We start from the raw sequence: 20091 nt of genomic DNA, 5'->3' as shown, positions 1-20091 counted from the left end.
GGAAACGATGTGGGAAGGCTTAGACAGCTAGGAGGTTGGCTTAGAAGCAGCCACCCTTTAAAGAAAGCGTAATAGCTCACTAGTCGAGTCGGCCTGCGCGGAAGATGTAACGGGGCTCAAACCATACACCGAAGCTACGGGTATCATCTTCGGATGATGCGGTAGAGGAGCGTTCTGTAAGCCTGTGAAGGTGAGTTGAGAAGCTTGCTGGAGGTATCAGAAGTGCGAATGCTGACATGAGTAACGACAATGGGTGTGAAAAACACCCACGCCGAAAGACCAAGGTTTCCTGCGCAACGTTAATCGACGCAGGGTTAGTCGGTCCCTAAGGCGAGGCTGAAAAGCGTAGTCGATGGAAAACAGGTTAATATTCCTGTACTTCTGGTTATTGCGATGGAGGGACGGAGAAGGCTAGGCCAGCTTGGCGTTGGTTGTCCAAGTTTAAGGTGGTAGGCTGGAATCTTAGGTAAATCCGGGATTCTAAGGCCGAGAGCTGATGACGAGTTATCTTTTAGATGACGAAGTGGTTGATGCCATGCTTCCAAGAAAAGCTTCTAAGCTTCAGGTAACCAGGAACCGTACCCCAAACCGACACAGGTGGTTGGGTAGAGAATACCAAGGCGCTTGAGAGAACTCGGGTGAAGGAACTAGGCAAAATGGCACCGTAACTTCGGGAGAAGGTGCGCCGGTGAGGGTGAAGGACTTGCTCCGTAAGCTCATGCCGGTCGAAGATACCAGGCCGCTGCGACTGTTTATTAAAAACACAGCACTCTGCAAACACGAAAGTGGACGTATAGGGTGTGACGCCTGCCCGGTGCCGGAAGGTTAATTGATGGGGTTAGCTAACGCGAAGCTCTTGATCGAAGCCCCGGTAAACGGCGGCCGTAACTATAACGGTCCTAAGGTAGCGAAATTCCTTGTCGGGTAAGTTCCGACCTGCACGAATGGCGTAACGATGGCGGCGCTGTCTCCACCCGAGACTCAGTGAAATTGAAATCGCTGTGAAGATGCAGTGTATCCGCGGCTAGACGGAAAGACCCCGTGAACCTTTACTATAGCTTTGCACTGGACTTTGAATTTGCTTGTGTAGGATAGGTGGGAGGCTTTGAAGCGTGGACGCCAGTTCGCGTGGAGCCATCCTTGAAATACCACCCTGGCAACTTTGAGGTTCTAACTCAGGTCCGTTATCCGGATCGAGGACAGTGTATGGTGGGTAGTTTGACTGGGGCGGTCTCCTCCTAAAGAGTAACGGAGGAGTACGAAGGTGCGCTCAGACCGGTCGGAAATCGGTCGTAGAGTATAAAGGCAAAAGCGCGCTTGACTGCGAGACAGACACGTCGAGCAGGTACGAAAGTAGGTCTTAGTGATCCGGTGGTTCTGTATGGAAGGGCCATCGCTCAACGGATAAAAGGTACTCCGGGGATAACAGGCTGATACCGCCCAAGAGTTCATATCGACGGCGGTGTTTGGCACCTCGATGTCGGCTCATCACATCCTGGGGCTGAAGCCGGTCCCAAGGGTATGGCTGTTCGCCATTTAAAGTGGTACGCGAGCTGGGTTTAGAACGTCGTGAGACAGTTCGGTCCCTATCTGCCGTGGACGTTTGAGATTTGAGAGGGGCTGCTCCTAGTACGAGAGGACCGGAGTGGACGAACCTCTGGTGTTCCGGTTGTCACGCCAGTGGCATTGCCGGGTAGCTATGTTCGGGAAAGATAACCGCTGAAAGCATCTAAGCGGGAAACTTGCCTCAAGATGAGATCTCACTGGAACCTTGAGTTCCCTGAAGGGCCGTCGAAGACTACGACGTTGATAGGTTGGGTGTGTAAGCGCTGTGAGGCGTTGAGCTAACCAATACTAATTGCCCGTGAGGCTTGACCATATAACACCCAAGCAATTTGCGTCGAAGAGACCAGATTGCGGTGTGTGAAGACGAAACGAACCGAAAGTTCGATGTTCACAAACACCGAAAGCTGTCACATACCCAATTTGCTGAAGCGAGACCATCTGGTCACGAGTCAGTACCCGAATTTCTTGACGACCATAGAGCGTTGGAACCACCTGATCCCATCCCGAACTCAGCAGTGAAACGATGCATCGCCGATGGTAGTGTGGGGTTTCCCCATGTGAGAGTAGGTCATCGTCAAGATTAAATTCCGAAACCCCAATTGCGAAAGCAGTTGGGGTTTTGTTTTAGTAGAAGTTCCCCTTTTTACTGGCTTGTTACCGTGTTGACGGGCCAGGTACAGAATTTCTTGACGACCATAGAGCGTTGGAACCACCTGATCCCATCCCGAACTCAGAAGTGAAACGATGCATCGCCGATGGTAGTGTGGGGTTTCCCCATGTGAGAGTAGGTCATCGTCAAGATTGAATTCCGAGACCCCTGTCTGCTAACGCAGACAGGGGTTTTCTCGTTTCAGGGCCTAAACAATCAAAACGCTTTACGAGCCTTGCTGATACGTCGGGCTTGCCACTTGCGCCACCAGATGTAGACGCCAGTCCCTGACAATCCCGCAATCAAGACACCTAATACCGCGATCATTATTTGCCCAGTGAAACCAATGATCCGTCCCCCATGTATCGGCAACTGCAACCGATAAAACCTTTCTCCCAACGTCCCCTGTCCCGCGATTTCCTGCCCTAACAATCGCCCGTCCGTACCGTGAAAGAATAACCAGGATTTGCCATGGGCCTCGGTGTCATGCTGTCCAAACCCTGCGCCGTAAAAGTTGTACTCAAAGCTGTAATACAACTCTCCGATCGCCGCTGTCAGCCCCAACCTTTTCCCCTCCTGTAATGCCCTGTCGTACGCCTGTTGATAACTCAATTGCGTCACTCCAAGCTCTTCGGGAGGCATTCGTCCTCGAGCCTCGTAGACGCTCGGTTCAATGGGTGAAAACAACGACACCGCAGGCTTGAACACCTGGCTTGGCAAGTTCATGGCCACGCTGCTGATCGCGATCGGCAGCAACAACAACCATAGCCACAGTCCCCCGGCACGGTGCAGATCGAAGTTGAGGCGATAGGCATGTCCGCCCTTTACCTTCCAGGCGGTCGACCACTTCTTCCAGAACGGCTTTCCACGCGGCAATGTCAGCCACAACGCCACAAAACAATCGATCACCCAGGCGATGGCGACCAGCCCCATCAACAGCAATCCCCAGTTACCAGGCAACGTCAGGTTGTAGTGAAATTCGAGAATGAACGGGACAAAGTTATCTCGGGCAAAACAGCACTCTCCCCAGTAACGTTGCCCCTTCTGTTCTGCACTGACCGGGTCCAGATAGAACACCTGATTACGCTCATTGAACGGCTTGCCGGTTGCCGGATCATTGCGTGGAACCGCGGCCAGCAACGCTGTATGCCCGGCTTCACTTGGATACTCCATGTACCAGACCTGCAGTTTCGGATGAGCCGTCTGCACCGCATCGACCAGCGCTCCCGGTGCCAGTCGCTCACCCTCGGCAGACGCTGCATAAAACTGCGGATTCAACCACTCATCCAGCTCATGATTGAACGCCAGAATGCTCCCGGTGATCCCGGCCAACAGCAGAAACACTGCTGTGGCCAACCCGATATAGCGATGCAACAAAACCAGAAATGCACGCACGAAAATTTCCCCACAGAGACGACAAAGCCAGCCCCTGAAGCTCAGGTGCTGGCTTTTTTATGCACAAGGCAATGGTTTAGAACTGGTAGCTGACGGTCGCGGCGACGTTGCGCTCTTCGCCCATGTAACAGAAGTTCAGACTGGCGCAGGAAGCGACGTAGGACTCGTTTGTCAGATTGTTCGCATTGAGACGTACGTCAACGCCCTTCAATCCGACTTTGCCCAGGTCATAGCCAATCGATGCGTCGAACAATGTGTAGGACGGCACCTTCAGGGTGTTCTCGGCATCTGCCCAGCTAAAGCCGACATAACGCACTCCACCGCCTAAACGAAGGCCATCCAGCGCAGCGCTGTCGAACTTGTAGTCGGCCCACAACGAGGCCATATGACGCGGCGCCTGGGTCGGCGAGTTGCCTTTGTTTTCGATGACGTCGGTTGGCGTGCTCAAAGTGCTGACCATTGACTTCGAGTACTCGATATCGGTGAAGGTATAGCTGCCGAGCACTTTCAGGTTATCGGTCAATTGCATGTGTGCTTCCAGTTCCAGACCTTGAGAGCGAACAGCACCTACAGCGCGATAGAAGTTTTCCTGCGGCAGTTTGGTCGCGAGGTTTTCCTGATCAATGCGGAACAGCGACGCGGTGAACAGGTTGTCAGTGCCCGGAGGCTGATACTTCAGGCCGACTTCCCACTGCGTGCCATCGGTCGGGGCCAGCGGGTTACCCGCGCTGTCGGCATAGGAGTTGGGGTTGAACGACTCGGAGTAGCTGATATACGGCGCCAGGCCGTTATCGAACAGATACAGTGCGCCGGCGCGCCCCGTCAGCTTGGTGCGGCGGTCGTTGATTTCAGTGCCCAGCGGCCGCCCGGCTTCGGCGGTGCGGTTTTCGTCAGAGGTCTCGACCCAGTCCTGACGCAGACCCAGCGAGAAGCGCCATTTGTCCATCTCGATCAGGTCTTGCAGGTAAACGCCGGTCTGCTCCAGGCGACGCAAGTAACTGGTCTCGCCGTACATGTCGATGGCCGAGTTGCCATAAACCGGGTTAAACGCGTTGATCGGCGCGAGGCCGCCGCTGGTCCAGTCGACCACAGTTTTGCGTCGCTGATAATCCGCGCCCATCAGCACGGTGTGCTTGGTTGCGCCGGTGAAAAATTCGGCCTGGAGCATGTTGTCGACGATAAACGCATGCAAGCGCTCGTCACCGCCGGTGTAGTAGCGGTTCAACTCGTTACTGGTTGGCGTGGTCCAGCCATAGGCGTAGACCTGATCCATGTTCACTTTCGAGTCGAGGTAACGGAAGTTCTGCCGTGCGGTGAAAACATCGTTGAAGCGATGTTCGAACTGATAACCGAACGACTGCTGGTCGCGCGAGTAGCCATCGATCCCCGGCTCACCCTCGAAGAAATGCGTAGAGATTCGCTCGCCATTGCGCTGATGAATCGTGCCGTCGGCCGGTACACCGCCGTGGTAGCCGCCATCCGGGTCATGTTGCAGATACGCCTGTAGCGTCAGCGAAGTGTCTTCGCTGAAATCGATGCTGAGGGTCGGTGCGAGGGCGAAGCGCTTTTCCTTGTTGTGGTCGAATTGCGTGTCGGATTGATCCGTCAGACCAGTCAGACGATAGGCGATGCGCTTGTCGTCATCGACCGGGCCGCTGAAATCAAAACCGACACCGCGCTGGCCCTGAGTGCCGACCGTGGCTTGTACCTGATGGTAGGCCTCATACAGCGGCTTCTTGCTGGTCAGTGCCACCAGACCGCCCGGCGAGCTGCGTCCATACAGAACCGACGACGGACCTTTGAGAATGTCCACGCGCTCAAGGAAATACGGATCGACCTGCATGGTGCTGTAGGTGCCGCTGTCGCCCATCGACTTGAGGCCGTCGAGGTAAATGTTATCCACCGAGCCGTCGTTGAAACCGCGCATCGCCACGTAGTCGTAACGGTGCGTGGCGCCATACGGGTTGGTCAGCACGCCCGGTGTGTAGCGCATCGCTTGCGAGACGGTTTGCGAGCCTTGGTCGTCCATTTGCTCACGAGTGACCACGGACACGCTTTGCGAGGTTTCCAGCAGCGCCGTACTGGTTTTGGTGGCGATCTGGCTGTGGGTCGCGTTGTAGCCGTCCATGCTGCCCAGCGCGTTGCCGAGGGCGAAGCCTTTGACGTCCGTGGTCGGCAGGGCCAGCGCTTCGGTTTCGGCCACCGGACGCAATACATAACTGCTGCCATCCTGACTGACCGCTTCCAGACCCGAACCACCAAGCAAATGGCTCAGTGCCTGATCGGTGGAATACTCACCCTGTACGCCCGGGGACTGCCGACCCTGAGTCTGCTGCGGCGTCATCGACAAGGTGATGCCGGCCTGACGCGCAAACTGATTCAACGCTTCACCCAGTGGCCCGGAAGTTACGTTGTAGCGATGGTTGACCTCACCGGCACTGGCGCCCGCCGCCAGGGTCAAGGCTGGCACGACACCCATGCCCAATGCAGTGGAGAACAGCGCAGCCCGAACAGCGTGGCGCAACAGGCCCGATTCGGCAGTGAAATACAGAGGGTTCTTACAGGTAGCGCGGACAGTCATTGTGGGTTTCCGTAGGAAGTCGCGAAGGCTGAGTTGAAGTGCTTACTGACTAAGCCGGACTTGCTGCGAAAACCCGCCAAAATAATTTCAGGCCACACGTTCCAGGGTCACCCACCAGCGAGTGCGATAGCGCAATTGCACCGGCAGGGTCTGCGGCAGGATGGTCAACAGCTTGTCGGTGTCTTCCAGGCGGAACACACCGGACAAGTGCAGGTCGGCCACGTCCGACGCACAGTTCAGAAAGCCCTGACGGTAGCGACCGACCTCACTCAGGAAGTCACCCAGACGCATATTGCGGGTGACGATCAAGCCATCGACCCAGGCACCGACATCCATATCCGCCACCGGTGCCGGGCGCACTTGATGGTGATCGATCAGATAACTCTGCCCGGCGAGCGCTTCAATCGAGCTGCCAGCGGCGTGAATAGCGACGCGGCCACTGGTGACGCTCAGCCGCGTGCAATCACTGTCCTGCCGCAGGATGAACCGCGCAGCCTGCGGCTCATAAACGCCATGGCGACTTTGTACGCGCAACGGTCGCTCGACCGATGCACCTTCGTCCGCACCGCCACAAGTGACGATGATTTCGCCACGCGCCAGTTTGATCAGCCGTTGTTGAGCCGTGTAATCGAGATCAACCGCACTGGCGGTATTGAGTTCGATCCGCGTGCCGTCCGGCAACTGGAAGCCACGTCGTTCTCCGGTCGCTGTGGCGTAATCGGCGCTCCACTGCTGCCATGCAGAAGTGTCTTTCGCCAGCCATGCCGCCGACCCCATCAACAACGCGCCCGACAACAGCTTCAAGGCCTGTCGGCGACCCAACCCCTGCGCACTGTTTTCCAGCGTATTGAACGCCACTTGGGCGCCGGGCACCGCGCGCAGGTTGTTGCTCAGCTCGGCTTGCAGCGACTGCACCCGTTGCCACGCCAATTCATGCTCATGATGTTCGGCACGCCATTGTTCGCACTGACGGCTCAAGCGCGAATTGCCGTGGTTGTTGCGTAAGCGCAGCAGCCAGTGAATGGCCTGTTTGACTACTTGCGGCTGGAGCTCGGCCCGGCGTCCGAGGGAGAGGTTATCCACAGGCATCAACTCTCGTACCGCAGCACATAACAGTGATAGAGCGCATCGGCGACGTAGCGCTCCACCGAACGCAGAGACAAGCCCATGTGCTCGGCGATCTGCTTGTGGGTCAACCCTTCGCACTGCGCCAGAAGAAATGCCTGACGCACTTTCGGCTTCAGCCCTTCAAGCATGCGCGCGATGCTCTCGAGCAACTCGATGACCAGCGCCCGGGCTTCGGCACCCGGTGTTTCTGCTTCGGACAGATGGGCGATGGTTTCCAGATAGGCGCGTTCGATTTCTTCGCGGCGCCAGTGGTCGATCACCAAACCCCGCGCGATGGTACACAGGAAGGCGCGCGGTGCCTTGAGTTCGAGGCGTTCGGTACGTTGCAGAAGGCGCACGAAGGTGTCCTGCGCCAGATCTGCGGCATCCGCCGCGTTGCCCAGCCGAGCGCGCAGCCAAGCGTTGAGCCAGCCGTGATGACTACTGTAGAGCGCCTGTACTGCAAACTCAGGTGAGGACATGAACGCGACAGCCCGAACGTCACAAATGATAATTAGTCGCATTGTCATCAAGGGTTACAGAATTTGCAACTGCCGCTCAAACATCGCTCATAAAAAACTGCTCAGCGGGCGCTCTAGTACGCCGTTCGGCGGGAATCTGGCACAAATGCCATCCATTTCTTCCACAACCCTAAGATTTCCGCGAATGGTGCCGACAGACTGGTGAGACATGCGTGCACCAAAGTAGAGCGGCCATCAGAACGCTGCCTGCCAGCTATTGGACATTTGGAGCTACATGGAATGTTGCATCCCCGAACGCATCCCCACTTTTGCATAAGAAGTCCCATGAAATGAATCTCAAGTTCAGCCATAAAATCCTGTTGGCCGCCTCGGGCGTCGTGGTCCTGGCTTTCGCTTTGTTCACCCTCTACAACGACTATCTGCAGCGAAATACCATTCGCCAGAATCTGCAGTCGTCCGTGCAGCAGGCCGGCGATCTGACCGCCAGCAGTGTGCAGAACTGGATGAGCGGGCGGATCCTGGTGCTGGAAAATCTCGCGCAGAACGTTGCCCACCAGGGTAAGGACGCCGACTTCCCGGGGCTGGTTGATCAACCAGCCTTCACTTCGAACTTCCAGTTCACTTATGTCGGCCAGGCCAATGGTGTGTTTACCCAGCGCCCTGACGCGAAGATGCCGGACGGTTACGACCCTCGTCAGCGTCCTTGGTACAAACAAGCGGTCGCCGCCGACAAAACCATGCTGACGCCGCCCTACATGGCCGCTGTCGGTGGTCTGGTGGTGACTATCGCCATGCCGGTGAAAAAGAACGGCGAACTGCTCGGCGTGGTCGGCGGTGACCTGAGCCTGGAAACCCTGGTGAAGATCATCAACTCGGTGGACTTCGGTGGCCTCGGCCATGCATTCCTGGTCAGCGCCGACGGTCAGGTGATCGTCAGCCCGGACAAAGATCAGGTGATGAAGAACCTCAAGGACATCTACCCGAACTCCAGCGTACGCATCGAGAAGGGCAACCAGAATGTGGTGCTCAACGGTCAGGAACGCATCCTGTCGTTCACCCCGGTCACCGGTCTGCCGAATGCCGAGTGGTACATCGGTCTGTCGATCGACCGCGATAAAGCCTATGCCGCACTCAGCCAGTTCCGTACCTCGGCGCTGATCGCGATGTTCGTGGCAGTGGGTGCCATTGCCGTGTTCCTGAGCCTGTTGATTACCGTGCTGATGCGTCCGCTGACCACCATGGGCCGTGCGATGCAGGACATCGCTCAGGGCGAAGGCGACCTGACCCGTCGTCTGGTCGTGGAAGGCAAGGATGAGTTCGCTGAACTGGGCAGCTCGTTCAACCAGTTCGTTGAGCGGATTCACGCGTCGATCTCTGAAGTGTCGTCGGCCACCCGTCAGGTGCATGACCTTTCGCAACGGGTGATGGCATCGTCCAACGCCTCCATCGTCGGCTCTGATGAGCAAAGTGCGCGCACCAACAGCGTCGCCGCCGCGATCAACGAACTGGGCGCCGCCACTCAGGAAATCGCCCGCAATGCTGCCGACGCTTCGCAACACGCCAGCGGCGCCAGCGAGCAGGCCGATGACGGCCGTCAGGTGGTTGAGCAAACGATTCTGGCGATGACCGAGCTGTCGCAGAAAATCAGCCTGTCGTGCACCCAGATCGAAACCCTGAACGCCAGCACCGACAACATCGGCCACATCCTCGATGTGATCAAAGGCATCTCGCAGCAGACCAACCTGTTGGCACTCAACGCTGCGATCGAAGCGGCGCGTGCCGGTGAAGCGGGTCGTGGTTTTGCGGTGGTGGCGGACGAGGTGCGTAACCTCGCTCACCGCACCCAGGAGTCGGCGGAAGAGATCCACAAGATGATCACGTCCTTGCAGGTCGGTTCGCGTGAAGCGGTCAGCACCATGAACGCCAGTCAGGCGTCCAGCGAGCAGAGCGTTGAAGTGGCTAACCAGGCTGGTTTGCGCCTGGTCAGCGTGACCCAGCGCATCGGCGAAATCGACGGCATGAACCAGTCGGTAGCAGCCGCGACGGAAGAGCAGACGGCGGTGGTGGAAACCCTCAACGTCGACGTCAACCAGATCAACCTGTTGAACCAGCAGAGCGTCGCCAACCTCAACGAGACGTTGAAGGATTGCGATGCGTTGTCGCAGCAGGCTAACCGGTTGAAGCAGTTGGTCGATAGCTTCAAGATCTGACCGCCGGTCAGTTTGACCGCGTAATCGTTCATCGCGAGCAGGCTCACTCCTACAGGGGAACGCATTCCAACTGTAGGAGTGAGCCTGCTCGCGATAGCGGTCTGAACATCACCGCGGAACTGAAGCCTTACACAAACAGCTTCAGCACATTCCCCATCGCATCATCGGCAAACCCCTGCACAAAATCCTTGAACCCCGGCAGCGCCTCGGCGCCCCCGCTGGCCGGTTCGGCAATGATCGTCCACGTCGCCCGCGCCTTGCCTTCTCCCAACGATTCGACATTCATCGCCGCCCACAGATTGGCCACGCCCAAGGTGTTGTAGATCGTGGTCCAGGTCATGCTCCGCGCCTGCTCATCGCGGGAGTTGAGTTGCTCGACCACCACGTTGCCATCCTTGAAGAACTTCTTGCGCAGCGAGGACACGCCCTCGCCGGTCATTTCGATATGCGACAGCGCCGGAATGAATTGATCGAAGCCGGCAAAATTGCCGACCACCGCCCAGACCTGCGCCGCGTCCGCCGGCACTTCTACCGAAGAAGCCACGTGGCAGCCGTGAGGGTTTTTGATCAGGGTGTCAGGTTGCAGAGTGCTCATGGTGTTGCTCCTTGTTGATGAACTAGATGAAGTTGATTTGTTTCAGGTAATCGCAGCCGCGACGCAGCAGCGCCGCGGATTTCTGCGGGTAGTGCGCGCCCATCTGCTGCACGCCGGCTTGCGCGTTGGCGTGACCGATCAGGGAGATGTCGCCGATGTCTTCTTCGAAGCCGTTGAGATAGAAACCGAGCACGCCAAACAGCGCGTTGTCGGCATCGACGCGCCCCAATTGCTGCTGCCAGTCGGCAACGCTGACCAGCGAGAACTCGCTGCCGGTTTCGCGGAACGAAGCGACGTAGGCGTCCCAGCTCAGCGGTTCGGGGTTGTGCAGATTGAACACCGCTCGCTCGGGCGAATAACGGCTGGCGTGGAAGGCGATGAAACGGGCGAGAAAGTCCACCGGCATCAGGTCGAAATTCAGCGCGAAGGCCGGCACCTGACCGAGCTGGATCGAGCCTTTGAGCATCAGCATCAAACGATTTTTGTGTGGCTGGCAGACGCCGCTGAGACTGTTGAAACTGATGTTGCCGGGGCGATACAAATTGACTCGCACACCGCGCTCGCGCGCCCGTTCCAGGATGCGCTCACCCACCCACTTCGACAGGTTGTAGCCGTTGCGAATGTAGATCGGTGGCGTCGTTGCGGCGGGCAATTCCAGCACGCGACCCTCAGCGTCAACGGTGCTGGAAGCCGACAGCGTCGAGACGAAATTTAAGACCTTTTTGCTATGCCCTTCACACAGGCGCAGCAGTTCGAAAATCGGCTCGACGTTGTCCGCTGCCAGCGACTCGTAATCGAGGACGTGATTGACGTTGGCGGCGTTGTGCACCAGCGCACCGAACTCGTGATCCAGCCGTTGATAATCGGCGTCGGTCAGCCCCAGTTGCGGGCGGCAGATATCAGCCGCATAAACGCGCACCCGACTCAGATCGAGATGTTCGAGCCGGTTCTCGCGCAGTGCCTGAGCGAAGCGTTGCGCCGCCGTTTGCCCGCCGCCGTCGCGCACCAGACACGCCACTTCGCTGGCGCCCCAACCGAGCAGCGCCTCGACGATGTGCACGCCGACAAAACTGTTCGCGCCCGTTACAATCACCTTGTGCACGTTGCCCATGCGGCTGATCGGCAGCGGCTCGATATCCAGCGCCCGTTCAGCGTCGGCCATGGCCTGGGCGCTGAGCACGGCGCTGTCATCGGTGCCGCGTACCAAGGTCGCGAGTTTGACGATGGTCGGCTGTTCGATGAACCGGTTGATCGAGATGCTGCGGCCGAATTCCTCGCGCAAGCGCAGCAACATCCGTGACAGCAAAATCGAGTGACCACCGAGATTGAAGAAGCTTTCGTCGGTGGAAATGTCGCTGGTCGGCAGCTCCAGCAATTCCGCCCAGATCTGCAGCAGCAGCGCTTCGTCCTCATTGGCCGGCAGGCATTTCGGCCCGCTGTCCTGCACGCTCACCGGCAATGCCAATAGCGCTTTGCGGTCGACCTTGCCGTTGCTGGCGAACGGCATGTTCGGCAGTTCGGTCCATGCCACCGGTTGCATGTAGTCCGGCAAAAATTGCTGGGCATGGGCCTTCAGTGCATCGCGGGCGGTGTCCGATTGAGGCTGGGCGAGGAACGCCAGAATCCGTCGCTGACTGTCGATCACCACGGCGATTTGCCGATACAACTTGCTCTCGCGCAGGCAACGCTCGATCTCTTCCGGCTCGACTCGAAAACCGCGGATCTTCACTTGATTGTCGCGCCGTCCGCACAGCTCGATGCCCTGCTCGCCCCACTTGGCCATGTCGCCACTGCGGTAGGCGCGCAGCTGTTGGCCGTCCGGCAATTCAAGGGTCAGATAGCGCTCGGCGGTCTGCTGTGGATTGTTCAGGTAACCGAGGCAGACACCGGGGCCGACGATGAACAACTCGCCGACGGTCTGCTCGGCTACCGGTTGCAGGTCGTCATCGAGAATCAGCACCTGGCTGTTGGCGATCGGCGCGCCGAGACTGCGGTTGCTGTCGCCGGGTTTCAGTTGCCGGGCAGTGATCAGCACCGTGGCTTCGGTGGGACCATAGAGGTTGTGCAGTTTGCCTTGTCGGGTCAGTTGCTCGATGACAAACGGCTCGCAGACATCGCCGCCCGTCATCACCTGTTGCACACCCTGCAGTTGTTCCAGCGGCAGGATGCTCAACAGTGCCGGCGGCAGGAAGGCGTGGGTCAGTTGGCGGCGGCGGATCAGCGCCACCAATTGCAGTGGATCGCGCCGCTGCGTGTCGTCGGGCACCACCAGTTCGGCGCCGGTGAGCAGGCTCGGGAAGATGTCGATCAGTGACGAATCGAAACTCAGCGAAGAGAACTGCAACACCCGACTCTCGGCGCGCAACTGCACGTAATCTGCGTACCACGCGGTGAAGTGCGCCAGGTTGGTCTGGCTGAGCAGCACACCTTTCGGATGCCCGGTGGTGCCTGAGGTGTAGAGCGCCATGCACGGCGCATCGAGTTCGGGACGCTGGCGCATCAACGGGGTTGCGAGGTCGGCATCAAGACTATCGATGCGACTGACGTCGAGCCCGGGTATCGACTCGCTGAGCGGATGTAGACCGTCGTGCAGCAACAGCAACGCGCCGGCGTTTTGCAGGATGTATTGCTGGCGCTGCAACGGATGGCTCGGCTCCAGCGGCAGGTACACCGCACCGCTGCCGAGAATCGCCAGAATCGAGGCGAACAGCGCGGGGCTTTTCGGCAGGCAGATGCCGACAACCCATGGCTGCGGATGCTGGTCGAGCAGAGGCTGCAAGCGCTGTTGAATCGCCCGACTGTGCGCATGCAACTGGCGATAGCTGATCGACTGCTCGGCGAGGTGCAGCGCCGGACGGTCAGCGTGCTGGATCAGGCTCTGTTGCAGACGCTCTATCAGCGGGATCTGCGCTTGTTGCAGCAGCGACGCATGCGCCGTGTCGTTGAGGCGATGGACGTAAGCCAGGCTGTCGAGGAACAGCAGGTTTTCCATCCGTTCAAAATCCGGCGCAGTCACCGCAGCGGCCTGTTGAAAATATTCCGCATCGCGGGAGTAGCGGCTGACCAGCAGCGACACTTCGTCCACCACTTGCGTCAGTACCCTTTGTCGCAATGCCTGGCCGTTGCCAGACGGCTCATCGGCGATTGGTACGCGGCTGATCAGTGTTGAACCGAGGAAGCACAGCAGGTCGAGTGACGGCAGACCTGCAAGGCTTAGCGCCCCGACACCCAAACGCAGATGCAGGTGGGGGATGGCGCAGAAATCGCCGGCGCCGATGAAGCCTTCGTCGATGATCAGATCCACCGTCGGTTGCGCGGCGCCGCTGCGCGCCAATGTGTGTCCATGTTGTTCAAGTTCATGCGCCAGGTCGGTCATGGCCTGGCTGACGCCAATCAGCAAAATGTCGAGACGTTTCATGTCGGCCTCCTCATCAAACCAGGTAGTCGTGCAGGGCGTGCTGCACGCACGGTGTGTCGAGCAGCGAACTGTTGTGGAAGAACTTGACGATGTTGCCCACCAGCGGATGGTGGCGATTGATCGGAAATGCCAGTCCGGCCATTTCCTCCCTCAGCGAATGGCGTGTGGTCTCGCCGACCGGCAGGGCATCGATCAGGCGCAGGTCGAAGGATTTCTGGATGTCGTTGGTCAGGTAGTGGCCGATGAATACCGGCAGGATCTGCGCGATGGTTTCGCGATCCGCCTCACTCGCGGTGTGCCAATAGATGCGCACCATCCGCGCCCAGAAGCTCGAATGGCGACCCTCATCAAGCAAGTGGTCGGCCATCAGCCCTTTGATCGACGGCTTGACCGTGTCGTCGCGGGCGAACGCCGCGACATCGCCGGTTACGGTGTTCTCGGCGATGGCCACACAGATCAATTCGACGGCACTGCGCAAGTGTTCCGGGGCCCGTGCGACGGCGGCAGGGATGGCCCGGCTGAGCTCGATTTCGTTGGGCAGTTGAATCGGCTCGATGCCGGTCATGGCCACCGTTTGCTGCATGAAGTCCATCGCCACCAGCGCGTGGTAATCCTCGTCTACCACCACCGTCATCGCGTCGTAGCGACAGGCAAAAGGAAACGCCACGGCGAAGCGATCCTTGGCGATGCTGCGCGCGGTCTTGTCGACGATTTCCGTCTCGAAAATCACCACGTCGTTGATGAACTTGTACAGCGTCTGCACCAGGGCGAAATCACGCTGCTGCGGGCACTCCCGCAGGAAGGTGTCGCTGAGCACCAGCGGTTGCCGGCTGAGCGGATAGATCAGGCGCTCGTCGTTTTCCAGCATCCGCCGCGGACGGGTGCGGATGGTCGCGCGGCTTTCCCAGGCATCGGCGAAGGATTGGTAGTCGGCGGCGTTCATTGGGCCACCTCCGCCAACGGTTCGCGCATGCTTACGCGCAGGCCATCCCACAGCGCGATGCGGCTTTCCACGGCGGCAATGGCGCTGGCGTAAACCTCGGCTTCGCGCTGCGGGTCGCCATCGACCAGACGCTTCAGCAGTTGCTCTGCCGCCGGGCCGTGATCCTCGGAATCGACCTCGATGTGCCGCTCCAGGTAATAGCGAAAGATCGGCGCCTGTTCGATGCCGATGCCCCAGTCGTCGAGGATGCGCTGGAACATGGTCGGGATCACACTTTCGCGGCCATGCAAAAACGCGGCGGCGACGCTGTGCCCCGGTGCATGCAGGGCGGTGCGCAAAGTGTCTCGGACAAACTGCGCGGCGGCCGGATCGACTTCGACACTTTGCAGCGCGACGTCATAACTCACGCCTTCCTGTTGCAGCGCGACGAAGCGTTCCGCTGCTGCGGTGCTCGCACCGACTTCGCGCATGGCATCCAGATACAGTTCGAAATGGCTGTAATGACCGTGGTCCAAGCGGTCATCGGACTCCTCACCGAGGACAATTTCGTTGATCAGTCGGGCTGCATGCGGATCACGCGGCGGCAGCCATGGCAGACGGGTGCAGGTCAGTTCCTGCTGCAGGCGCTTGGTCAGCGACATGAAATCCCACACGGCAAACACATGGGTTTCCATGAAGCGGCGCAAGACAGTCATTGAATTGATTTCGGCGAAGATCGGGTGAGCGCTGAGTTCGGCTTTCTTCAGGGCGAGTTGCTGCTTTGTTTGAGACATGACGGGGCCTTTATCCTTGATATGAAATGGCTGTGTTATTTCAACTTCGCAATCAATGGAACAGCGGCTTGTTATTCTTTTTTCCAGGCGAGCGACGGCCGCATACAAATCATTGAAGTTGAATTAAATGCATGGGCGCTATTGCAGGGCGGCTCAGGCGCTTTACTGCCCGTTCGTACCCTTGCCGTTGGCCGGTGCCTGCCTGGGTCTTGGAGTTCAAGCTCGGCGGAGAAAAACTAATACATCGACAAACAACTTAACAAGTGTAATTTTGATTATTTTTAGTTGTCGGTTTTTTAAATGTGAGAGTGCCCAATAAAACTATTGGATTAAGTTTTATTTGGGCGAAGTTGCTCCTTTCGGCTAATTAAGGCCAAAATCGAATAAACAGAGTGAATGCCTCACTCGAAGCAACTTTTTAATAAAAAGACTGAAGTTGTTTGAGGGGATGAAAGTTGGCCCGGAACGACGCCGATTCTTTCCTTTTCCCGTGACAAGGCTCCTTCCGTAGGTTCCTGTTGCGGGGACTGCGCCGGCGGTGCGGTGCGTCGCCCGTTCTTTTTCGGTTGGCTGTTGAAGAGTGCGGGTAATTGGCCGCCACGGCTATTACCGATTGTTCATTGCAGGAGTGCAATTTTCGGGCTGATCGGCGCAGGGAGGGTAGAGCGAACACGGGGATATGCCAGCGGATTCGTGGCTGTCGTCAGGAGGGATTTGTAAGCGGGTTATTCGCCGGGCAGACGCACTGGTCCTGGCCCGGCGTACAGGGTTCAGTGCGCGGCTTTGCGCTGTTGTGCGGCCGGGCTTGCGAGGTAGCGGGTGATGACCTCGACACCGCGGTTGAGGTGTTGTTTGAGCAGTGCGACGGCGTGGTCGACATCGCGCTCGATCACCGCTTGCAGCATGGCGCGGTGATCGTCCTGAGAGAGTTTGCCCAGGCCCATGGCTTCAAGGTTGAAGCGCAGGAAGCGTTCTTCCTCGTTGAGTCCTTCCTCGACCAGGCGCAACAGTCGCTGGTTGGGGGCTTTGCAATACAACGTCATGTGGAACAAGCGGTTGAGGCGGCCAATTTCGGTGTAGTCGTGTTGCGTCTCGAGTTCTTCGATATAACCGGCGGCGCATGCGTGATCGGCTGGAGTCAGCAGCGCGATGGACTGGCGCATGGCTTCGGTCTCGAGCAGGATCCGCAATTCGTAGGTTTCCGTGGCATCGCCCTGAATCAACGCCGCAACCACGGCGCCCTTGTGTGCCGTAACGCTGAGCAGTTCCTGCGCTTCGAGCTGGCGCAGGGCTTCGCGCACAGGCATGCGACTGACACCGAACAGATCGGCCAGATCCTGCTGGCGCAGGGCGGTGCCGCACGGCAAACGACCATCGAGGATGGCGGCGCGCAGGGTTTCTTCGATGATTGAGCGGGCCAGGTGCGCGGGAATCGGCCCATCGACTTTGATGCTCTGTAGCGGTTTGGGCTTCTGTGTCACGACTACGCACCCTGTATGTCGGCTGAATTTGGATCCAAAGGACACTAGTGATTGCTCTACAAGTTGTCAAACCGTGTAAAGGTTCTATGTCTGAAAACAGTTTAGCGCGCTAGAGGTGATCTCATGGTGCCATTGTTTTTTACCGGGCTAAGCTTCACCATCAAACGCTTTCCTTCCTGCCCCCCTGGAAACCTGCTGTGGCGGTACTTTTCGCGATCCCCCGGACTCTGCGCTGGCTAGGCTGCGCACTGCTGCTGGCCAGCCTCATGCTGGGCGGTCTGCATGCCGATTGGGATTTTTCCGCAATCAGCCGCAAGGCCACCGCCCTCTATGGCCCGCTGGGTGCCGGCCAGCAGCGGATCGACGCCTGGCAAAATCTGTTGGCCACGCAGAAACAAGTCAGCGAAATGGAAAAACTCAAAGTGGTGAACCTGTTTTTCAACAAACAGATGCGCTATGTCGAAGACATCGACCTGTGGCACGAGGTCGACTATTGGGAAACACCCATCGAAGCACTGTGGAAGGGCGCCGGTGACTGCGAAGACTACGCAATCGCCAAGTATTTCAGCCTGCGTCATCTCGGGGTTTCCAGTGACAAGCTGCGCATCACCTACGTCAAGGCCCTGCGCCAGAACCGCGCGCACATGGTGCTGACGTACTATGCCACTCCCGATGCCATGCCGCTGGTGCTCGACAGCCTGATCGATCCGATCCAGCCGGCATCGCAGCGAACCGATTTGCTGCCGGTCTACTCTTTCAATGCCGAAGGGTTGTATCTGCCGGGGGCCAAGGGCAACAAAAAGGTCGGTGATACCAAACGCCTGTCACGCTGGCAGGATGTGTTGAAGAAAATGCAGGCCGAAGGTTTTCCGGTCGAAACGATTAACTAGGAGCACGCGCTCAGATGTCTTTGTTCAAACAGCTGTTGATCGCTATCTGTCTGTTCCTGGTGGTCGCCTTCACCGGCAGCTTCATGGTCAGTCTGGAGAGCTCGCGCACCCAGTACGTCAACCAGTTGCGCTCCCATGCCCAGGACGCCGCCACGGCGCTGGCGTTGTCGCTGACGCCGAATATCGACGACCCGGCGATGGTCGAGTTGCTGGTCAGCTCGATCTTCGACAGCGGTTATTACGCGAGCATCCGTGTGGTCGATCTGAAAACCGACCAGACCATCGTTGAGCGCAGTGGCATTCCGGCGGTCACTAATGTGCCGGACTGGTTCGTCAAGCTGATTGGTCTGGAACCGGCCGGTGGCGATGCGTTGGTCAGTCGTGGCTGGGAGCAGGCGGCGCGGGTCGAGGTAGTCAGCCATCCGATGTTCGCCGTGGCCAAGCTCTGGCAGAGTGCGTTGGGCAGCCTCGGCTGGTTGCTGATTTGCGGTGCGGTGAGTGCCGTGCTGGGGGCGTTGTTGCTGCGTCGGCAGTTGAGGCCGCTGGATTACATGGTCAAACAGTCTCACGCTATCGCCCGGCGCGAGTTTCTCAGCCTGCCGGAGCTGCCGCGCACCCCTGAGTTGCGTCGTGTGGTGCAGGCGATGAACCAGATGGTCGAGAAGCTCAAGGCGCTGTTTCAGGAGCAGGCCGAGCGCAGTGAAAAACTGCGCGCCGAGTCCTATCAGGACAACCTCACCGGCCTGGCCAACCGGCGCTATTTCGAGATGCAGTTGAACAATCGGGTGAGCAACCCTGAGCAGGCCAGTTCCGGTTATCTGCTGCTGTTGCGGGTCAAGGACCTGGCCGGGCTCAACCAGCGTCTCGGTGGACAGCGTACCGACGAATTGTTGAAAGCAGTGGGTGAGCAACTGTCGCGCGAGTGCGCCAAGTACCCGGAAACGCAAAACCTCGTCACCCGTATTCGCGGCGGTGAATTCGCCGTACTGGCGCCGGGGCTGGTGCGCGAGGAAGCGCTGCAACTGGCGCAGAACCTCGACAACGCCCTGAGCAGCTTGCACGCCACGGGTGCGACGGATGTGCCGGCGGTCGCCTCCATCGGCCTCGCGCCATTCGCTCATGGCGATTCGCCGCAAGCCGTGCTGACCCTCGGCGATCAGGCGCTGGCGCAGGCCGAGGGGCAGGGCGAGCAGAACTGGGCGTGCATCGATCAGAGCCTGACGGCGGACGTCGGTGACGATCACCATGCCTGGCATCGCCTGCTTGATCAGGCTTTGAGTCAGCAACGCTTCGAGCTGTATTTCCAACCGGTGGTGGCCACGCAGGACACGCAACTGGTGTTGCATTACAAAGTGCTTTCGCGCCTGCTCGATGAGCAGGGCCAGACCATTCCGGCCGGGCGTTTCCTGCCGTGGCTGGAGCGCTTCGGCTGGACCGCACGCCTGGATCGGTTGATGCTCGAACGTGTTCTCGAACAGATGAAAGAACATGAGGATTCGCTGGCGTTGAACCTGTCCTCGGCAACGCTGGCGGATTCGCAGGCGCTGAACAAGGTCTTCGAGATCCTGCGCGCGCATTCCAATCTGGGCCCACGCCTGACTCTGGAAATCGGTGAAGAGCAATTGCCGGAGCAAGCGGTGCTTGAGCAGTTGACCCGACGTCTGCGTGAGCTGGGCTTCTCGCTGAGTCTGCAACGCTTTGGCGGACGCTTCAGCATGATCGGCAACCTGGCGCGGCTGGGCCTGGCGTACCTGAAGATCGACGGCAGCTACATTCGCGCGATTGATCAGGAGAGCGACAAGCGTCTGTTCATCGAAGCGATCCAGCGCGCAGCGCACAGCATCGACCTGCCGCTGATTGCCGAGCGGGTCGAGACGGAAGGGGAGTTGTCGGTGATTCGCGAGATGGGGTTGTATGGCGTTCAGGGGCAGTTGCTGGGTGAGCCCAAGCCCTGGAGCTAAATCTTTGAATTCGAGTCGTTAGTTAAGCCGCCTTCGCGAG

At 58.5% G+C, this 20091-nt stretch carries 12 protein-coding genes and 3 rRNA genes (1 of these 15 running past the window's edge); 6 read left to right on the top strand and 9 right to left on the bottom strand.

What is annotated here, in order from left to right:
- The 3 genes from JFT86_RS05870 to rrf (JFT86_RS05860) form a co-directional block, all read left to right on the top strand.
- A 23S ribosomal RNA gene (locus JFT86_RS05870) occupies window positions 1–1879 on the top strand (it extends 1015 nt beyond the left edge of the window).
- 151 nt (window positions 1880–2030) lie between these two features.
- Window positions 2031–2146 (top strand): 5S ribosomal RNA (gene rrf, locus JFT86_RS05865).
- A gap of 105 nt (window positions 2147–2251) precedes the next feature.
- Window positions 2252–2367: ribosomal RNA gene (gene rrf, locus JFT86_RS05860) — 5S ribosomal RNA — on the top strand.
- Window positions 2368–2431: 64 nt separating this feature from the next.
- Here rrf (JFT86_RS05860) and JFT86_RS05855 read toward each other — a convergent pair.
- The 4 genes from JFT86_RS05855 to JFT86_RS05840 all read right to left on the bottom strand — a co-directional run bounded on the left by JFT86_RS05855 (window position 2432) and on the right by JFT86_RS05840 (window position 7780).
- On the bottom strand, window positions 2432–3610 hold the full coding sequence (locus tag JFT86_RS05855) for a PepSY domain-containing protein (protein ID WP_201236091.1): 1179 nt from the start codon (window positions 3608–3610) through the stop codon (window positions 2432–2434).
- Between the two features lie 76 nt (window positions 3611–3686).
- Window positions 3687–6191, bottom strand: coding sequence for a TonB-dependent siderophore receptor (locus JFT86_RS05850; RefSeq protein WP_201236090.1), 2505 nt, complete (start codon window positions 6189–6191; stop codon window positions 3687–3689).
- 87 nt (window positions 6192–6278) lie between these two features.
- Entirely contained in the window at window positions 6279–7280 is a 1002-nt protein-coding gene (locus tag JFT86_RS05845; RefSeq protein ID WP_201236089.1) for a FecR family protein, read from the bottom strand.
- The gene (locus JFT86_RS05840; protein ID WP_201236088.1) at window positions 7280–7780 is read right to left on the bottom strand and encodes a sigma-70 family RNA polymerase sigma factor; all 501 of its coding nucleotides are present in this window, start codon (window positions 7778–7780) and stop codon (window positions 7280–7282) included. The genes JFT86_RS05845 and JFT86_RS05840 overlap by 1 nt, the downstream gene beginning before the upstream one ends.
- 329 nt (window positions 7781–8109) lie before the next feature.
- Here JFT86_RS05840 and JFT86_RS05835 point away from each other — a divergent pair, with 329 nt between their 5' ends.
- Window positions 8110–9990 (top strand): methyl-accepting chemotaxis protein, encoded by a 1881-nt coding sequence (locus JFT86_RS05835; RefSeq protein ID WP_201236087.1) that lies wholly within the window; start codon window positions 8110–8112, stop codon window positions 9988–9990.
- 127 nt (window positions 9991–10117) lie between these two features.
- On the opposite strand, the gene JFT86_RS05830 is transcribed toward JFT86_RS05835, so the two are convergent.
- The 5 genes from JFT86_RS05830 to JFT86_RS05810 all read right to left on the bottom strand — a co-directional run bounded on the left by JFT86_RS05830 (window position 10118) and on the right by JFT86_RS05810 (window position 17200).
- Window positions 10118–10585: an SRPBCC family protein gene (locus tag JFT86_RS05830; protein WP_201231871.1), complete on the bottom strand. Its 468-nt coding sequence runs from the start codon at window positions 10583–10585 to the stop codon at window positions 10118–10120.
- Window positions 10586–10607: 22 nt separating this feature from the next.
- On the bottom strand, window positions 10608–14003 hold the full coding sequence (locus JFT86_RS05825) for a non-ribosomal peptide synthetase (protein ID WP_201231872.1): 3396 nt from the start codon (window positions 14001–14003) through the stop codon (window positions 10608–10610).
- A 13-nt stretch (window positions 14004–14016) separates the two neighbouring features.
- Window positions 14017–14946, bottom strand: coding sequence for a diiron oxygenase (locus JFT86_RS05820; protein ID WP_201231873.1), 930 nt, complete (start codon window positions 14944–14946; stop codon window positions 14017–14019).
- Window positions 14943–15719, bottom strand: a complete 777-nt coding sequence (locus JFT86_RS05815) for a DUF3050 domain-containing protein (RefSeq protein ID WP_201231874.1) — start codon at window positions 15717–15719, stop codon at window positions 14943–14945. The genes JFT86_RS05820 and JFT86_RS05815 overlap by 4 nt, the downstream gene beginning before the upstream one ends.
- Before the next feature lie 770 nt (window positions 15720–16489).
- Complete coding sequence (locus tag JFT86_RS05810) at window positions 16490–17200, bottom strand: GntR family transcriptional regulator (protein WP_201236086.1); 711 nt, start codon at window positions 17198–17200, stop codon at window positions 16490–16492.
- Between the two features lie 197 nt (window positions 17201–17397).
- On the opposite strand from JFT86_RS05810, the gene lapG reads away from it, so the two are divergent.
- Both lapG and lapD read left to right on the top strand, forming a co-directional pair.
- Window positions 17398–18090, top strand: coding sequence for a cysteine protease LapG (gene lapG / locus JFT86_RS05805; RefSeq protein WP_201236085.1), 693 nt, complete (start codon window positions 17398–17400; stop codon window positions 18088–18090).
- Window positions 18091–18104: 14 nt separating this feature from the next.
- Window positions 18105–20051, top strand: coding sequence for a cyclic di-GMP receptor LapD (gene lapD / locus JFT86_RS05800; protein ID WP_201236084.1), 1947 nt, complete (start codon window positions 18105–18107; stop codon window positions 20049–20051).
- Window positions 20052–20091 lie beyond the last annotated feature (40 nt).

It is taken from the genome of Pseudomonas sp. TH06 (assembly GCF_016651305.1).
In the GTDB taxonomy this organism is placed as follows: Bacteria; Pseudomonadota; Gammaproteobacteria; order Pseudomonadales; family Pseudomonadaceae; genus Aquipseudomonas.
This window is presented reverse-complemented; position numbering and strand designations above follow the sequence as displayed.

Excerpts from the sequence above, each read along its gene's own strand:
- JFT86_RS05825 (WP_201231872.1), bottom strand. The coding sequence starts at position 14,003 with ATGAAACGTCTCGACATTTTGCTGATTGGCGTCAGCCAGGCCATGACC.
- JFT86_RS05835 (WP_201236087.1), top strand. The coding sequence starts at position 8,110 with ATGAATCTCAAGTTCAGCCATAAAATCCTGTTGGCCGCCTCGGGCGTC.
- JFT86_RS05850 (WP_201236090.1), bottom strand. The coding sequence starts at position 6,191 with ATGACTGTCCGCGCTACCTGTAAGAACCCTCTGTATTTCACTGCCGAA.
- JFT86_RS05815 (WP_201231874.1), bottom strand. The coding sequence starts at position 15,719 with ATGTCTCAAACAAAGCAGCAACTCGCCCTGAAGAAAGCCGAACTCAGC.
- JFT86_RS05830 (WP_201231871.1), bottom strand. The coding sequence starts at position 10,585 with ATGAGCACTCTGCAACCTGACACCCTGATCAAAAACCCTCACGGCTGC.
- JFT86_RS05820 (WP_201231873.1), bottom strand. The coding sequence starts at position 14,946 with ATGAACGCCGCCGACTACCAATCCTTCGCCGATGCCTGGGAAAGCCGC.
- JFT86_RS05840 (WP_201236088.1), bottom strand. The coding sequence starts at position 7,780 with ATGTCCTCACCTGAGTTTGCAGTACAGGCGCTCTACAGTAGTCATCAC.
- lapD (WP_201236084.1), top strand. The coding sequence starts at position 18,105 with ATGTCTTTGTTCAAACAGCTGTTGATCGCTATCTGTCTGTTCCTGGTG.
- JFT86_RS05845 (WP_201236089.1), bottom strand. The coding sequence starts at position 7,280 with ATGCCTGTGGATAACCTCTCCCTCGGACGCCGGGCCGAGCTCCAGCCG.